Origin of the sequence: Pseudomonas sp., assembly GCF_037994325.1 — a bacterium.
In the GTDB taxonomy this organism is placed as follows: Bacteria; Pseudomonadota; Gammaproteobacteria; order Pseudomonadales; family Pseudomonadaceae; genus Aquipseudomonas.
The window spans coordinates 1-15,942 of the sequence record NZ_JBBNAH010000716.1 but is presented as its reverse complement, the minus strand read 5'-3'; the positions used below and the strand labels follow the sequence as shown (position 1 = coordinate 15,942).

At 55.6% G+C, this 15,942-nt stretch carries 11 protein-coding genes and 1 pseudogene; 4 read left to right on the top strand and 8 right to left on the bottom strand.

Translation table 11 applies throughout. The annotated features are described in order from the left end of the window. Both AAAB16_RS23810 and AAAB16_RS23805 read right to left on the bottom strand, forming a co-directional pair. Positions 1-1,009: transporter substrate-binding domain-containing protein (locus tag AAAB16_RS23810; RefSeq protein ID WP_340665571.1), on the bottom strand; the 1,009-nt coding region annotated here is incomplete at its 3' end. 41 nt (positions 1,010-1,050) lie between these two features. Continuing rightward, a pseudogene (locus tag AAAB16_RS23805) lies at positions 1,051-2,250 on the bottom strand (EAL domain-containing protein). Positions 2,251-2,672: 422 nt separating this feature from the next. Between AAAB16_RS23805 and AAAB16_RS23800 the strand changes: the two are divergent. Beyond that, positions 2,673-5,954 (top strand): response regulator, encoded by a 3,282-nt coding sequence (locus AAAB16_RS23800; RefSeq protein ID WP_340665570.1) that lies wholly within the window; start codon positions 2,673-2,675, stop codon positions 5,952-5,954. A gap of 160 nt (positions 5,955-6,114) precedes the next feature. Continuing rightward, entirely contained in the window at positions 6,115-6,459 is a 345-nt protein-coding gene (locus AAAB16_RS23795) for a response regulator (RefSeq protein WP_340665569.1), read from the top strand. 29 nt (positions 6,460-6,488) lie between these two features. Here AAAB16_RS23795 and AAAB16_RS23790 read toward each other — a convergent pair whose 3' ends face one another. The 3 genes from AAAB16_RS23790 to AAAB16_RS23780 are packed head-to-tail and all read right to left on the bottom strand — an operon-like array spanning position 6,489 to position 11,727. Further along, positions 6,489-9,551 (bottom strand): efflux RND transporter permease subunit, encoded by a 3,063-nt coding sequence (locus tag AAAB16_RS23790; RefSeq protein ID WP_340665573.1) that lies wholly within the window; start codon positions 9,549-9,551, stop codon positions 6,489-6,491. 8 nt (positions 9,552-9,559) lie between these two features. Next, positions 9,560-10,651, bottom strand: coding sequence for an efflux RND transporter periplasmic adaptor subunit (locus tag AAAB16_RS23785; protein ID WP_340665568.1), 1,092 nt, complete (start codon positions 10,649-10,651; stop codon positions 9,560-9,562). Further along, on the bottom strand, positions 10,648-11,727 hold the full coding sequence (locus AAAB16_RS23780; protein ID WP_340665572.1) for an efflux RND transporter periplasmic adaptor subunit: 1,080 nt from the start codon (positions 11,725-11,727) through the stop codon (positions 10,648-10,650). The genes AAAB16_RS23785 and AAAB16_RS23780 overlap by 4 nt, the downstream gene beginning before the upstream one ends. 276 nt (positions 11,728-12,003) lie before the next feature. Here AAAB16_RS23780 and AAAB16_RS23775 point away from each other — a divergent pair, with 276 nt between their 5' ends. Then, positions 12,004-12,231 (top strand): hypothetical protein, encoded by a 228-nt coding sequence (locus AAAB16_RS23775; protein WP_340665567.1) that lies wholly within the window; start codon positions 12,004-12,006, stop codon positions 12,229-12,231. Positions 12,232-12,248: 17 nt separating this feature from the next. Here the strand turns inward: AAAB16_RS23775 and AAAB16_RS23770 are convergent, their stop codons facing one another. From AAAB16_RS23770 to AAAB16_RS23760, 3 genes are read right to left on the bottom strand one after another with little or no spacing between them, the layout of a single operon-like run. After that, positions 12,249-13,805: an FAD-dependent oxidoreductase gene (locus AAAB16_RS23770; protein WP_340665566.1), complete on the bottom strand. Its 1,557-nt coding sequence runs from the start codon at positions 13,803-13,805 to the stop codon at positions 12,249-12,251. A 31-nt stretch (positions 13,806-13,836) separates the two neighbouring features. After that, positions 13,837-14,076, bottom strand: coding sequence for a hypothetical protein (locus AAAB16_RS23765; RefSeq protein WP_340665565.1), 240 nt, complete (start codon positions 14,074-14,076; stop codon positions 13,837-13,839). Positions 14,077-14,093: 17 nt separating this feature from the next. After that, positions 14,094-14,597, bottom strand: coding sequence for a DUF4142 domain-containing protein (locus AAAB16_RS23760; RefSeq protein WP_340665564.1), 504 nt, complete (start codon positions 14,595-14,597; stop codon positions 14,094-14,096). Positions 14,598-15,289: 692 nt separating this feature from the next. On the opposite strand from AAAB16_RS23760, the gene AAAB16_RS23755 reads away from it, so the two are divergent. Continuing rightward, the coding region (locus AAAB16_RS23755; RefSeq protein WP_340665563.1) for an autotransporter domain-containing protein at positions 15,290-15,942 on the top strand (653 nt) is incomplete at its 3' end.

Below are 15,942 nucleotides of genomic sequence, written 5' to 3'. Positions count from 1 at the left end.
CATAAAAACTATAGGGTGGAAGAGCTCCATTGATGGCGACATTTATCTCTGGATGAGTGGAAAGCCACCGTTTTTCCTCTTCGCTGAACACCGTTTTTGTAAAGTTTTCTGAGTAAAAATTAGATGCCCAGTAGTTTATTATTTTGTCTTTTTGCACGCTTGCTGTGTTATTTATGATTGTGTTTATTAGAGCGGGCAGGTTTTTGTCTTTAGCCCTGAATACAAAACTGTACCCGATTTTTTCCAGGTTTTTTATTGGGTATGCATGAATGTGGGGCAGTTCACCTTGGCCTTTGTAATAGCCGACTGTTATCGGATCGCCAATAAACCAAGATTGCTGTTGATATTCTACAGCATGAAGCGCTTCAAGTACTGAGTAATATCTTACGGGGGAGGCGTATCTAAAGGCAGATACTATTTCGCGCATTGATATGAATCCGCCTGAGAATCCGACTTTCCCTTCTACTTTAATTTTGGGGAACTCAAGTTCCGCGCCTCGTCCAACAATAACCGGCGAGCTCATGACATAGGGTATTGATAGGCTAATAGCGGGATTATAGTCATCTGCAGTCAGTCCTCTGCCTAGTACATCGACTTCACCATTTTCAAGAGCGTGTACGGCTGATGCCAAATCGGGATAAATTACCGCGCGAGCGGTTAGGCCAAGGCTTTCAGCAATAAGGTAAATATAATCTGCGACGATGCCCTTAAGATTTTTTCCTTGGAGTATTTCATATGGTTCAAAATTTTCCGGGCTGATACCTACGACGAGCTCTTTCTTTTTGCTTAACCAGTTAAGCTGTTCTTCGCTGAGCGTAGTCGATGTCTTTGCCATCGTTACTGTTGGCGAGATAGTGATGGTTTCTGCTGCGTGAGTGTGGAGTGTTGCGAAAAATACAAAAGCGAAAATTGATAGCGTCAGTGATCGTGAGCAATATCTTGACGCCAACCGGCCTACGGATGCTACAGCTGTATGGAATGTTTCTATATTCATTGCGCTTATTGGCATGTCATTAACTCGCTGCTAGACGACTGGGCTATTCGGCTAATTCAATTTGCCTTTGCCAGCAGCTTCTTTTCATGCTGTCTGATCCACTTCAGAAAGTTTTGTCCTGATAGTGGAGGCGAAAAGAGATATCCCTGGCCAGTGCCGCAGTTCAAATCACGCAGTAAGCTAAGTTGGTCTTCAGTTTCAATTCCTTCGGCAACCAGTTGGACGCCCCATTCCTAGCTGAGTTTAATCATGCTGGCAACAGCTGCCCTGGTTCTGTTGTTATGTGCCAGGTTTTTGATAAAACTCATGTCGAGCTTTATTTCTGTGCACGGAAGTTCGCAGGTCCTTTGGAGTGATGAGAGGCCTGCACCAAAATCGTCTATGGATACACCGAATCCAAGCATGCGAACTTTAATTAAGTTGGCTAAGCATTCGATAGGGGATTTGAATGTTCCGGTTTCAGTGATCTCAAGGATTATGTTCTCGGCACTTGCATCGTATATATCGAGTATGTGCTCAAGCTTTTTATGGAATTCAGGTTTTGATAGTTGGGTTGCATCAATATTGATTGCAAGCTTAAATTTTTTGCTAAGGCTCTGTGTTTCGATAAAACGTATTGCTTGTTCAAGAATCGACAGGGTCATGGTTTCAAGATTGCCAAAGCGTTTGGCGATATCAATGAATTGAGCTGGCTCTATTATTCCTAATGTTGGGTGGTTCCAACGCATCAAGATTTCAGCTCCAACGATTTCCATCGTTTGAAGTTTTACCTTGGGTTGGAAATACGGGATGAACTGTTTCTTATGTGCGGCACGCGCGATTTCTTTTGCAGCAGGTGTTTCAATAGTTGCCGCTGTTGGGTTGATTTTTCGTTTTGTTAGGGACTTGGATAAAGCGATTTGCAGGTCGTTTTTGGAAAATGGCCTGCGCAGTTCGTCTAAAAACGTATGCCCGCAGAGCTCAACAAATTGGCGAATGGCTGCGCTAATTTCGGATGATGTTTCGTTTATCAAAAGTACCGATTCGATATTTCCGTATTTATTGATTTCGCGAAGAAGTTTAAGCTCTGGGGCGTTGGGTGCAGTTATAGTGCATATTAAAACGTCGAACTGCTGTTCTTGTTTTACTAGTTGGATGAGGTCTTCATAATTGGCCGCGGGGAATATATTGGTATGGCCCAGCGATTTAAGGAGGGTTGCTAGAGCCTGCTGTGCAAGAGGGTGGTCTTCTAAGATGAGGATTTTCGGCCGGGACATTTTTGCAGTTCCTACACAAAGTTAAGTGGAGGAAATATCCCAGTCGCGTCACGTGATTTATGTAGAACCGCTCTTCTTGGTGTGTAGGAAAAATCTTATAAGTCCGGACGCTAGATCAACGTCTTGTTTTTTATGGGCAGGGCTTATGTTGTCAGTGTGCGTTAGTTACGGCAAGGGCGCGCGATTTTGCCAGTCCTCCGTCGTCTAGTTTCTTTCCGAGTTGGCGATGGCTATTTTTTGCTGGGTAATATCACCGCCAAGAGCTGGAGTGTCGTCTACCCTTGAATTCACCCTTTGTTGAGCGTTCCAGCCGTTCCTGACGATTTTTTGCGCGACGTAATGGGTTGTCAGGGTACGCCTAGCGCATTCATTTAAGAGTCTTTGCATTGAAGAGATTTTTGGAGTGGGTACTGATTCATCGTATGCCTGTTCTGATAGGCATCGTTCTGATTTCCTGCGTTGTGGGATTTATTGCCAGTGAATCCTACCGTTCCGTAGTCGAGGGACGTTTTCGAGATGCTGAAAAGGCGTTGGCTCGGGAGAATGCCACAAGCCTTGAAAGCGTGACGCTCAATGGCAAAGGCATGGGGGCTTTGCTGCTGGCTGGCTCGTTGAACTCGTCGGTTAAGACCGCTTCGTTGGAAACAGATGTCGAGCATGCCCGGCAGTTCAATATTGCTCGCCCGGCATTGCAGATAATTGCCAAGCGGGTTGGCGCAAATTTGGTGTTCGTGGTTGACGAACAAGGCACCATAAAAAGTGATTGGAATAACGAAAACCTGTCACCTATCGGCCTGGATGTCAGTTATCGCCCGTACTTCCGCCAAGCGATGAAGCGCGAGCCTAGCGTCTATGGCGGAATTAGTTCCGTGACTGGGCGATTGGTTTTTTATGTAGCGGCACCGGTTTATCTCGAAGCCACTGGCGATGAAGTTACAGGCGCGGTGGTAGGGCGTTTCGAGGCGCAGGAGCTGGGTAACTTTGTTACTGGCGATGGCGGGCGCGTGGGGTTTCTTATCTCACCGCAGGGGGTGGTTCTGACTTCCGGCCGCCGCGAATGGAGCCTGCATACGGTTGGGCGTAAAACCCTGCAGGAAATTAAAACCATCGCAGACAGCAAACAGTTCGGTGATTATTTCTCGGATCCGCGGCAGGTTAAATCGCTGCCTTTTGACCTCAATGACGATACGGTTCAGGTCGACCATCAACGCTACGCGGTGTCTTCGGCACCTGTTGATTGGAATGATCCTGGCGGCAAGTGGCGGTTGGTGACCATCAGTGCCTTGGCGCCGGTGTACAGCGCTCAGGAGGGCACCCTGTTCGCGATTGTTACGGCGCTCGCATGCGGATTGTTGCTGTGGTTTGCGGTTCGACGAATGACCGATATGCGCCGACGGCGCAGTGATGCCGACGAAATTATTCGTCAGCACCAGCGCTTGCAGCTTGTGCTGGACCACGCGCCGGTTGCGGTGTGCATCATCGCGGATGATCTGCAGCCCGGCTCTCAAGGTACGGTGCGGTTCGTCAATCCGCTGTTCACTAACACGTTTGACGTGCGCTTGGATAAACCAATGCCGCGTTTGTATGTGCGCCCGGGTGAGCGCCAACGACTCCGTGAACAATTAGCTCGAGAGGGTGTGGTTGAGCAGCACGAAACCCAGGTTTACGACAACACCCATCAAGTTCGCGATGTGCTGGTCAATTTTCTGCGTATCGATTTTCTCGGCGAGACCGGCACGCTTGCTTGGCTGATTGACATCACCGCGCGAAAAGTTGCTGAGCGGGAAGTGTTGAAGGCGATGACCGCTGCCGAGGCGGCCAGCAATATAAAAAGCGAGTTTCTCGCCAATATGAGCCATGAGATTCGCACACCCATGAACGCCATCATGGGCATGTCGTCGCTGGCCTTGCAGGGCGATCTAAACCCGTCGCAGAGAAATTACATTGAGAAGGTGCATCAGGCGGCCAATTCGTTGTTAGACGTGATCAACGACATCCTCGACTTCAGCAAGCTGGAGTCGGCGAAAATGGATATCGAGCATGCCGAGTTTTTCCTCGAAGATGTTTTCGAGGATTTGTCCAACGCCATTAGCCTACGTGCCGGTCAGAAAAAACTCGAACTGCTATTCCATATCCATCCCGGTATTCCAGAAGGGTTGATCGGTGATCGGCTTCGACTCGCTCAGGTGCTGATTAATCTGGGCAACAACGCGGTTAAGTTTACGGAGAGCGGCGAAGTGGTGGTTGGCGTTGAGGCCACCGGCCGCATCGATAACAGCGTCACCCTGCATTTCTGGGTTCGGGACACCGGCATCGGCTTGACTGATGAGCACAAGGCCAAGCTCTTTAACAGTTTTACCCAGGCCGACTCTTCGACCACTCGGCGTTACGGTGGCAGCGGTCTTGGCTTGGTGATTTCCCGGCAACTGGTCGAGCTGATGGGTGGGCAAGTGTGGGTCGAGTCGGAATTTGGTGTGGGTTCCACCTTTCACTTCGACGTCAGAGTCGACTGTCTGAATTCTCCGAGCTCGCTCTCTGCGGCAGCCTCGGTCAGTGAGTTGCAGGGGATGCGAGCGTTGGTGGTGGATGACAATGCCAGCGCGCGGGAAATTCTGGTGTCGATGGGCACGGCTATCGGTCTCCAGGTTGATCAGGTCGCCAATGGTTTGGACGCGCTGGTTGCGATTGATGAACTCGAGCGTGTAGGCGGGCGCTATGGCCTGATATTGATGGACTGGCAGATGCCAATCATGGACGGCGTGGATTGCGTGGAGCTGATTCGCCAGCGTGAAAAGCATCGCCAGGCCCGCGTCATTATGGTCACCGCTGCGGGCGTGGAAGAAGCGCAGCGCTCGGCTTTGCATAAGGCTGTGGCGTTCGATGCGGTGTTATCGAAACCAGCCACCGCGGCCAAGCTATTGGCGACTGTTTGCAAGGTGCTGGGAGCGGCCCATACCACCTTGCAACGTGAGTCGCATCAGTACGAATTGCCCGCAGACTTGCAGCAGCGTCTCGCCGGAAATCGAGTGTTGTTGGTTGAAGACAATGAAATGAATCAGGAGCTGGCCGTTGCGCTGTTGAAGCAGGCGCAGCTCGCTGTGGTCGTGGCCGGCAATGGCCAGGTTGCTCTGGATATTCTCAGCCACGACCAAGCCTTCGGCTGCATCCTCATGGATTGTCAGATGCCGGTGATGGATGGTTACACGGCAACCCAGCACATTCGTATAGACCCTTTGACGCAGACCATTCCGGTTATTGCCATGACCGCCAGCGCGATGAAGGGCGACAAGGAAAAAGCCCTGGCCGCCGGCATGGACGACTACATAACCAAACCGCTAAACGTTGCCAGCATGTTCGCCATTATTGGCAAGTGGATTAAGCCTGCCGTTGCAGGAGAGCCGGAAGTGCTTGTGCCTGTTGTTAGCCAGCCGACGGTAGGTTTGGCTTCACTGGAAGGCATTGATGTGTCCGCTGGCCTGGCTATTTGCATGAACAACCAAGTGCTTTACAGCAAAATGCTTGGGATGTTTCGTACCCAGGTTGAGGGTTTCGCGGCGCAGTTTGAGGCAACTGTGGAGGAGGGCGATACGGTGGCAATGATCCGCCTGGCGCATACGCTCAAAGGTACCGCCGCCAATATTGGTGCCCATGGCCGAGGGGCTGCAGTTGGCTTGTCAGCAAGGCTTGGCGGCGTCCGCCATTAGTGCGAGCTTGGCCCGGTTGGTGGAAGAGTTGGCGCCGGTTATCAGGAGTTTGCGCGGTCTCGAGGCGTAGGGTCTGACAGATTGCACGGAAGCGTCGGCTTATGCGGTGTGGCGCGATGGGCGAAGCTGGTTGCACTGTCACTGCCAGTGAGCAAATCCAATGAACCCCAAACACATGCGCATTCTTGTTGCCGACGCTAGCCAAACCCAGCGCTTGAGCGTAGAGAAGTTTCTCAATCAGGTTGGGTGTTTTGGCGTGGCGGTGGTAGGTACAGCAGGGGAATTAACCAACCTGATCGACTACCCCGGTCGGCCTTTTGATTTGATTCTGGTTAGTTGTCATTTACTCGATCAACTCAGTTTGGATGCGATGCAAGCGCTGCAAAACCGCAGCAATGTCGTGTTGTACCGCAATGGTTTTTTCTCTGGACGCATTGCCGACCCGATGGCGCATATTTCGGAAGGTCTATGTGGCCTGCCGACGGAGCGACCGACGTTGCATTAGCGGTCGCTGCCGCCTTAAGAGCTTCCCCGTTATCTACTGTCCGACGGTTCCTTGATTCGATAGCTGGCGACGTAAAGTGCAGGCAGAAACAGCAGTGTCAGCAAGGTGGCGCTGACAATGCCGCCTATCATGGCAAACGCCATTGGGCCCCAAAATACTTCGCGGGCGATGGGGATCATACCCAGGCTGGCGGCTGCTGCCGTTAGTAGAATGGGGCGGGTGCGATGGTGCGTGGCTTCTATGACTGCATCCCACGGTTCGGCGCCGCCTTCGCGAAACTCATCAATCTGCGTCACCAGAATCACCGAGTTGCGGATGATGATGCCGATCAGCGCCAACACCCCAAGAATCGCTACAAAGCCCAGGGGCGTGCCGGTGCTAAGCAATGCCGCCACTACACCAATCAAACCAAGCGGCGCCACACTGGCTACTAAAAACAGCTTGCGCACGCTTTGCAGCTGAATCATCAGAAAGGTCGCCATCAAAAACAGCATCAGCGGCAGCACGCGGCCAATTGGTCCCTGGGCCTTGCCACTTTCTTCCACCGTGCCGCCGGGTTTGATGCTGTAGGACTTCGGCAGCTTGCTGGCGAATTCATCAATCTTCGGTTTTAGCTCGGCCATCAAGTCGGTGGGTTGTTTGTCGCCATGCACGCTGGCCTTGAGGGTGATGGTGGGTTTACGGTCTCGGCGCCATACCAGCGGTTGTTCCAGCTCATAGCTGATGGTGGCAAAGGCGCGCAGTGGAATGGAGGCGCCGCGCGGTGTGGTGATTTGCAAGTTCTCCAGGGTTTCCGGCGAGCCGCGTTCGCTTTCCTGCGAACGGCCTACCACGTTGATCAGGTAAATGCTGTCGCGCACTTGGGTGACATTGGCGCCGGTGACCACGCTGTTCATCAGCTGTGCCACGTCTTGCGACGACAGGCCCAGCTGCCGTGCCTTGTCTTGAGCTACGTCGATTTTCAGCACCCGGCCTGGTTCGTTCCAGTCGTAAATCATGTCGCCGATGCTGGCGTTACCGTCCAATAGACCAGCTACTTGCAGGGCGTACTCGCGCACCTTGTCGATATCCGGTCCGCTGATGCGATATTGAATGGGCCGCCCCACCGGCGGGCCCATTTCCAGCGGCTGCACCAGGCTGCTAATGCCCACGAAGTCTTCGCGCAGGCGGCGTTTAAGCCTGGCCGCCAGCTGTTGCCGCGAGTCCAGGTCGTTGGCGACGATCACTAACTGGGCATAGAAGGGGTTTTGCAGTTGCTGATCCAACGGCAGATAGAAACGCGCCGCGCCTTCACCGATATAGGTGCTCCAGCGCTGGATGTCTTTGTCGTCTTTAAGGGTGGCTTCCAGGCGGTCCACGACCTGACGGGTCTCTTCCAGGCTGCTGTTCTGCGGCAGGTTCAGGTCGACTAGCAATTCCGGGCGGTCAGAGGAGGGGAAGAACTGCTGTTGCACGAACTGCATCAGCACAATGGAGGTGGCAAACAGCGCCACCGTCAAGCCAATGCTTAGCCAGCGGTGCCGCATGGTCCATTTCAGACCACGGTCCATGCCACGGGTAAGGCGGCCGGGTTTTTTGTCTTTCTTATGACTCAGCGATTTCGGTAAGACGTGTACGGCGATCACCGGCGCAAACAACACCGCTACCAGCCAAGAGACCAACAACGCCACCGCAATCACGGCAAACAGGGTAAAGGTGTATTCACCAGCGGAGCTGGCGTTCAGGCCGATGGGCACAAAGCCGGCGACGGTCACTAGCGTGCCGGTAAGCATCGGGAAGGCCGTCGAGGTGTAGGCGAAAGTGGCTGCTTCGGCGCGGCTGTCGCCGGCTTCCAGGCGGGTGACCATCATTTCCACGGTGATCATCGCGTCATCCACCAGCAAGCCCAGGGCAATGATCAGTGCGCCGAGGGAAATCCGCTGCATGGTGATGCCGCTGTATTCCATAAACACAAACACCATGGCCAATACCAATGGGATGGAGCAAGCGACTACCAGACCTGCACGCACGCCCAAGCTGACAAAGCTGACGATCAGCACGATCACCACCGCCTCAAACAGCGCGCTGGTAAAGCCGCCGACGGCTTTGTCCACCACCTCGGCCTGGTTGGAGACTTGATGCACGCCAACGCCCACCGGTAACTCGGCGGTAATTTCGTCCATACGTTGTTGCAGCTGCTCACCAAAGGTTTGGATATTGCCGCCGTCCTTCATGGCCACCGCCAAGCCAATCGCAGGCTGGCCGTTGAAGCGAAACAGCGATTCAGGTGGGTCTTGGTAGCGGTGCTCGATGGTGGCCAGGTCTGCCAGGCGATAGAACTGCTCATTCACCCGCAGGTTCACCGCCTGCAAGTCTTCTTGGGAGCGGAACTCCCCCGAGGTGCGCACGGAAATACGTTCCGGCCCGGCTTCAATCACCCCCGACGGTGTCACGCTGTTCTGCGTTTGCAGGCTTTGCATCACCTGCGTCTGGTCGAGGCCCAACGCCGCCAGTTTGCGCGTGGAGAAGTTCAGGTACAGCACTTCGTTTTGCTCGCCGAGCAACTGCACCTTGCCCAGGTTGTCGACGCTGCGAATATCCAGGCGCACCTGCTCGACGTAATCACGCAATTGCCGGTAGTCCAGGCCGTCGCCGGTAAAGGCGTAGATGCTGCCGAAGACATCGCCAAACTCATCGTTAAAGAACGGGCCCTGCATGCCTTGGGGAAATTCGCCCTGGATATCGGTGATCTTCTTACGCACCTGGTACCAGATATCCGGGATCTCTTTGCCATCAGTCGTATCTTTGAGAAAGACAAATACGGTCGACTCGCCGGGCCGCGTGTAGCTTTTTACGTAATCCAGCGAATCCAATTCCTCGAGTTTCTTTTCAATGCGGTCAGTCACCTGCAACAGGGTGTCGTTCACCGTGGCGCCCGGCCAACGGGTTTGGATAACCATGGTTTTAATGGTGAACGAAGGGTCTTCTTCGCGGCCCAGTTCAAAGTAGGAAAAGATCCCCATCACCAGGGATACCGCCATCAAATACCAGACCAATGACTGATGACGCAGGGCCCAGTCCGACAGATTGAAGCCGCGTTTTTCCTGGCTCATCTCCTGATTCATTGCGCTGCTTCTCCATCAAGCTTGACCACTTGCCCTGGCTCCAGGCTGTTCACTCCAGCGCGTACCACCCAGTCGCCGTCGCGCAGGCCTTCGCCGATGATCACTTGCTCGCCTTTTCGCTCAAGTATGTGCACCGATTGTTGGTTGACCGCCAGGCTGTTGGGATCAATCACCCAGACCTTACCGCTGTCCGTGCCGTCTGCTCCGGCGATCAATGCGCTGGCGGGCAAGGTGCTGTGTGCCGGGACGACACTGGTTAACTCGACGTTGATGGTTGTGCCCAAGCGCAGCTCGTCGGGGCTTTGTTCCAGCGTCAGGCGCACACGGCGCGAGCGCGTGGTGGCATCAGCCTGCGGCGCCATCTCGCGGATATGGGCGTCGGCCTGAACATCGCCCTGCAACTGTGAGGTGACTTTAAAGCGCGCATCGGCGGGCAACGACGGCACTTGTTCATCGGGCAAATCAAACACCGCCTCGCGCACATCCGGGCGAGCAAGGGTCAACACTTCCTGGCCGGCGGCCACCACTTGGCCGATCTCGGCGTTCCAGTGGGTCACCACACCGTCAAAGTCGCTGAGCAGGCGGGTGTATTCAACTTGGTCTTTGGCGTGCTGCACGTCGGCGGCGGCCTGATCGAGGGTGGCGCGAGTGGTTTTCAGCCGAGTTTGCGCGTCGTCGAGATTGGCCTTGGCGCCCACGCCACGGTCGAACAGCTCGGTCTGCCGCCGGGCGTCGGCCTGGGCTTGCAGCCACTGCGCGTTGGCGCCGGCCATTTGTCCTTCGCTGGCGCGCAGCTGGTTTTCCTGGTCGCTGGGGTCAAGGGTGGCGAGCAGGGTGCCCTTGGCAACTTTGTCGCCCACGTTCACTGTGCGCGAGGCAATGCGGCCGTTGGTGCGAAAACCTACGGTGGTCTCAAAACGGGCTTCGATGCTGCCGGCAAACTTGCCGACCATGGCCTGTTGCTCGATCTTGACCACGCTGTAGAGCACGGGGCGAGGCTCAGGTTTTGGCGCTTCCTGTTTTGAGCAGCCGGCGATTGCCAGCGCCAACACGGCGGCACAAACCGGCAGTAGGGCGCAGCGCTTCATGGCTTCGCTCCCTGTGGAGGCGGCGCAGAGATTTTTGCTTTCTCAGGTTCCGCGGCTTTGTCTGGCGTGGCGATTTCCACCACCTGGCCTGGGTGCAGCAGCTGACCGCCAGCAACCACCACGTGCTGGCCTGCTTGCAAGCCTTGGCCGACCATTACGGTGCCGCTGCCATAGGCGACGTCAGACACTGGTTGCAGGCTAACGGTGTTGTTCTCATCCACCAGCCACACCGCCGCCTGCTGTTGGCTTTTAAAAAGCGCTGACCATGGCAGCACCACACGCTGGGTGGTTTTTGGGTGCACGGTGGCGGTGACCACGGCGCCTAGGTTCATTTCTTCGGGCACGTCGTCCAGGGCTACTTTGACTTTGACCGTGCCGCTTTGCGCATCGATGGTCGGGGTGATTTCCCGCACCTTGCCGTGGGCAGTGATGGTGGGGCGATCCAGCAGGCTGACCGTAATCGGCTGTTCGGCGAGCTGCTGATCAAACAACGATTCATACACGTCAAATACCGCATCGCGCTCACCGGCACGGGCCAGGGTGAAGATCGGCACCGTGGCTTGCACCACTTGCCCGGTTTCCGCCTGACGCTGAGTAATCACGCCATCGGCCGAGGCCTTGAGTTCGGTGTAGGAGAGCATGTCGCGGGCATTGGCTAACTGCGCTTGGGCGGCGGCGTAGGTGCTTTGGCTGGAGCGCAGCTGTGCCTGAGCCTGGTCGAATTCGCTCTTGCTGGTATAACCCTTGGGCAGCAGTAATTTCTGCCGTTTAAAGCCAACTTCCGCCAGGCGCAACTGCGCCTCTTGGGCCTGCAATGCCGCGCGGGCGTTGTCGACATTGCTTTGCTGTTCTTGTGGGTCGAGGCGTGCCAGCACTTGCTCGGCGGTAACCCGGTCGCCGACATCGACTAAGCGCTCGACGATTTTGCCGCCGATGCGAAACGACTGCTGCGCTTCAACGCGTGCCTGAATATCGCCGGTAAGTTGCGCCTGATTACTGAAGTCGCCGGGTTTTACGCTCTGCACCAGCACGCGTACATGGGGTGGCGCTTTTTCCTGATGGTCGCAGCCGGCCATCAGGAGCGCGGCGGCCAAGGCGAGTGAGGTGGCTGACAAGCGTGTGCGTTGCGGCGATCGTTGCTCAGGCCGAGCCTGCTCCTGCATGTAGATCTCCCATTCCCTTAGTGACGGTGGCTTACGCCTTGGGACTGAGAGAAAGCCAAACGGCTGAAAGTTCAAGTTTCAGCACCTGCACACGGCAAACCTAAGGTTGGTTACAAATGCCCCTGAACGCATCCAGCCCGGGCTTAGTCAGCTGCTAGAGAGAACAAAAAAACACAAGAGGACAGGCATATGACCCATTGGGTGATCAGCTACAACGTGGACATGAACACCTCGACCCTGGAAGTCGAACAGGCCCAGCAACCTAGCATTGAAGAGGCGGTGGACTACGTATTGGCATGGGCCGAGCAGAACCTGGAAAAGGGTGAGTTCGGTGACCCCCAAGAGCCGGCCAATGAGCCGCCGATGAAACTGCTCAAGCACTACGGCATCACCATCACCGGCATTATCGGTAAGTAGGGCGGTAACGGACGGCTTTAGCTGCAAGCGCTGTGCTGACGGATTAACGCCAGCGCTTCCTCAACTTCAAGGGGGGTACGCAAGCGTTCGGACAGCAATGCACACACCGTTTCCTCTTGGCAGGCCACCACACCCTCCACCAGCCCGTCCGAGCAGAGCAAGGCGACAAAATGCAGATTGATCAGGTCGCCCTCGATCAACGTCTGCTGCCAGTCACTGGCATGCCCCAGGTAGTCGAAGCGTTTGCCAAAGTGCTGGGTCCAGAAAAACGGTACGCCGTCATAGGCGACTTCATTGCCCAACATATTCATCGCCGCCACCCGTGCGTGTTGCTGGGCAACGCGCCAATGCTCGATACGCAGCTGCTCATCGGCCAGGGGAAAGCGTGCAATATCGCCAGCGGCCCATAATCCCGGTGCGGCGCGCATATGCTGGTCGACCACCAAGGCGCCGTCATCGCACAGGTGCAGGCCCTGCACCAGGTCGGTGGCGGGGCTGACACCGACGCCGAGCAGCACCAGGTCGGCGGCAATTCGTTCGCCACAGGCCAAGCGCACGGCCTGCACCTGCTGGTCATCAACAGCCTTTCCGCTTTCGAAACTGACCGCTTCCTCACCCACGCGAAATACCACGCCGTTGCTCTCATGCAGCAGGCGCACAGCGCGGCCAATCGCCAAGCCAAATTGCTTGGCGAAAGGCACTTCATGACGGGCTATAACGGTCACGCTCAGGCCGCGTTTGCGCAGGGCGCTGGCAGCTTCAAGGCCGATAAAACTGTCGCCGATGACCACTGCGCGGTCGCCAGGCATGGTTGCCTGCAGGATCGACGAGGCATGGGCGCGCGACCGCAGCACGTGTACGTTGTTTAACTGGGCACCGGGGAGATCGAGGGTTTTTGGCTCGGCGCCGGTGGCTAGCAACGCGGCGTCATAGTGATACAGACGGCCATCGCTGAGCTCGATTTCGCGGCGGCTGGCGTCCATACGATCGACATGACCATGCACGCGCTCGATCTGTTGCTGGCGGTAGAAATCGTCGTCTTTTAAATCGGGGATCTGCGCTGGGGCCATTTCCCCGGCAATGACAAATTTGCTGAGTACGGTACGGTCATAGCCAGGCGCCGCGTCGCGGTCGATCAGCACCAGGCGGCCGGTAAAGCCATGCTCGCGCAATGCCGAGGCCGCAGCGGTGCCGGCAGCGCCGGCACCGACAATGGCAAACAGACGCGTATCGGCATCTGCCTCGGCAGGGGCGTGCGCTGGCAGCGGCTGGTCGTCAACATACACCTGGCCATCCCGCACGGTTACGGCAAAGCGCTGCAAATCTTCCAACGCCGGCGGTTCACACACTTGGCCGTCGCCTAGGCGAAAGGTCGCTTTATGCCAGGGGCAAATCAGCCGGTCATTACACACCGCCCCGTCTGCCAGCGGCGCGCCAGCATGGGGGCAGGTGCCTTGATAGGCGTACACCGCATCGCCTACGCGTAGCAACACCAGCTTTTGCTCGCCCAGGCTGGCGGCGGTTATCCGGCCTTGGTGTAAGTCCGCCAGGCAGGCGACGTAGTGCAGTGGCATGGCGTTTACTCCAAGCGAATCAGCGCGCGCCTCAGGGTTTTTCATAGGGCGGGTATTGGTCGCTGGGCGCGCGTTTTTCATCCCGCGGGTTTGGCGCGTCGTCGGGGATTTTCGGCGGATGGGGTGGATCGGTTTGCGGGTCGGTAACGTTTGGTGAGTCCGGGTCAAAGCCCAGGTCGGGGTCGACCGGGTTCGCGCCTGGCACCGACGCATTGCCCGGCACACCCTCAAGCCATGGGTCGGGGATCAAGGGGGCGTTGTGGTTATTCATAGCAACCTCCATGGCCTTTAGTCGGTGTGTTTGGCTTTCAGTTGTTTGGCCATTTCCAGGTGATGCTCAAGGGTTGGCAGGGTTTTCTGCGCAAAGGCTTTGAGCTCGGGTTTGTCTGAGGACTCGGCTTCCTTCTTGAATAGCTCCACAGTTTTTTCGTGGGCGACCACTTGGTTATTGGCGTAGGCCTTATCAAAGGATTCTTCGCGCATTTCCAGCAGAAGCTTTTTCGCTTTAGCCACCAGGGAGGCTTCGTCCGGCACCTCGATATCCAGCTTTTTCGCCACGCTGATCAGCTCGGCGTTGGCCTTGGTGTGCTGCTCCTGCATGGTTGTGGCGTATTCGCGTACATCGGTGCTGGTGCTTTTTTCCAACGCCAGCTTGGCGCTTTCAACCTCGGTGATGCCGCCTTGTGCCGCGTCATCGACAAAGGAATTGGAACTGGCTGCCACGGCGCTGGCCAGTGCGCTGAGGCTGAGTACGCAGGCAAGGCCGAGCTGTTTGAGCGGGGTAGTGTTCATTGTTGTTCTCCACTGGAAAGCGATCTAAGTGTCGCTAAGCAGTGGACGGGGGTGGCGGCTGGAAGGTTTCGACTATTTGCCCAGTGGTAGCGTGGGCTTAAGCGTGGGCTTAGTAGGTAAAGCGCCTGGCTGGCGTTTTATGGCCGGCGCAGGGCCGCACCGCTGGAGGTTGGCGACTTTTGCCGCCGGCAAAGTTATTAAAATTAAGGTGAAGTTGTTTTTTTGACGGTTGTTTACTTGACACTTAATTAGCTAATTAAAATGTTTCCAAAGTTGTTGGATGGCGATAGGCCATTAATGCTAGTCTCCGCGCGCCACCACGACAGGGCATAGAAAAAGCCCTGCAGCACCTTAAACCAGGGGATTTTATGCGTAGTGTTAAAAGACTGTTGTCTTACAGCCTTCTGGGCAGTATTTGTCTTGCCAACTTGAATATGGCTTATGCCGTGCCGGTAACTCCAATAGAGCGACCTACAGTCGTTGTCAATTATGGTGGCAGCACGTATTCGATCTCCTCGGTATTAACCGGCTTTGGCGACGCCTCAGCATTTCTACAGGCGCAACCTTGGTGGGGCAATTCAAATTTATCCGTTGCGCTGGCGACCTTGGTCGGGACTTCAGCAGGCGGTTATACAAGTGGTAACACTGGCTACGTGGGCATTCTTTATGCCTATGCCGTACACGGGACCGCAGTGGATTTGGCTTACTTTAATGGCAGTACTGTCAATGCTTGCGCCAGCTGCACGGATCAGTCTTCTGTCTGGTATTACGCCTATATCAACCAACTCATTACCCTGGATTCGATCGCCGAAAGTTTGCAATCAACTTCCGCTGGCGTTAACTCCATTAATAACAACCTCAACTTGATGATTAACGGCGCCCATAGTCGGCCGCTGGATCGTTTGGTTATGCCAGGGCAAAAAACCTTTTGGGTTGCTGGCGATTGGGGCCGTGATGATCACGGCAATCGTGAAGGCTCTACTGGCATGGCCGAAGTCGGCGTGGGTCATAACTTGGGCTTTGCCCAGTTCAACGTGTCGCTGGGGCAAACCTGGGCGCGGCAAAACCTGGTTAACGATGGCGAGGTAAAGGCTGACGGCCAATACCTGATGCTGGAAAGCATTATGCCGCTGACCGCCGTGCAAGGTTTGTACGCCACCGTCGGCGCCTTTGGCCATTGGGGCGAGGCGGATATCCGTCGCGGCTATATCAATCTCAGCGAGTTGGATTCCTCCAAAGCCAGCCCGGACACCCAGACCTGGGGCCTGCGCGCACGCTTGGATTGGCAAAATGCGTTGACCGTGCAGCAGACGGGCGTTAGCCCCTATGTCGACCTGAGCTACAG

Bases quoted from the DNA above. Each gene is read 5' to 3' on its own strand.
- AAAB16_RS23800 (WP_340665570.1), top strand. From the start codon at position 2,673: ATGCCTGTTCTGATAGGCATCGTTCTGATTTCCTGCGTTGTGGGATTT.
- AAAB16_RS23795 (WP_340665569.1), top strand. From the start codon at position 6,115: ATGAACCCCAAACACATGCGCATTCTTGTTGCCGACGCTAGCCAAACC.
- AAAB16_RS23790 (WP_340665573.1), bottom strand. From the start codon at position 9,551: ATGAGCCAGGAAAAACGCGGCTTCAATCTGTCGGACTGGGCCCTGCGT.
- AAAB16_RS23785 (WP_340665568.1), bottom strand. From the start codon at position 10,651: ATGAAGCGCTGCGCCCTACTGCCGGTTTGTGCCGCCGTGTTGGCGCTG.
- AAAB16_RS23780 (WP_340665572.1), bottom strand. From the start codon at position 11,727: ATGGCCGGCTGCGACCATCAGGAAAAAGCGCCACCCCATGTACGCGTG.
- AAAB16_RS23775 (WP_340665567.1), top strand. From the start codon at position 12,004: ATGACCCATTGGGTGATCAGCTACAACGTGGACATGAACACCTCGACC.
- AAAB16_RS23770 (WP_340665566.1), bottom strand. From the start codon at position 13,805: ATGCCACTGCACTACGTCGCCTGCCTGGCGGACTTACACCAAGGCCGG.
- AAAB16_RS23765 (WP_340665565.1), bottom strand. From the start codon at position 14,076: ATGAATAACCACAACGCCCCCTTGATCCCCGACCCATGGCTTGAGGGT.
- AAAB16_RS23760 (WP_340665564.1), bottom strand. From the start codon at position 14,597: ATGAACACTACCCCGCTCAAACAGCTCGGCCTTGCCTGCGTACTCAGC.